This window comes from Pantoea sp. Ft-CA_14 (assembly GCF_024520875.1).
Lineage (GTDB): Bacteria > Pseudomonadota > Gammaproteobacteria > Enterobacterales > Enterobacteriaceae > Pantoea > Pantoea agglomerans.
This window is the reverse complement of sequence record NZ_JALNPM010000054.1, coordinates 1-243: the sequence shown is the minus strand read 5'-3', so window position 1 is coordinate 243 and position 243 is coordinate 1. Positions and strand designations below refer to the sequence as shown.

The 243-nt window shown below is 41.6% G+C and carries 1 pseudogene; it reads left to right on the top strand.

Going from position 1 to position 243, the window contains the following annotated elements:
* Positions 1–243: pseudogene (locus NR195_RS22825) on the top strand (sugar ABC transporter ATP-binding protein); the annotation flags it as partial.

Genomic DNA, 243 nt, shown 5'->3' with positions numbered 1-243 from the left:
GGTGACGGAAGAGCGTCGTTCTACCGGTATTTATGCTTTTTTGGATATTGGCTTTAATTCTCTTATATCCAATATCAAAAAATATAAGAACAGTATTGGCCTGCTGGATAATAAACGCATGAAAAGCGATACCCAATGGGTGATCGATTCCATGCGGGTAAAAACCCCTGGGCATCATACGCAAATTGGTTCACTTTCTGGTGGTAACCAACAGAAAGTGATTATTGGACGCTGGTTGCTGAC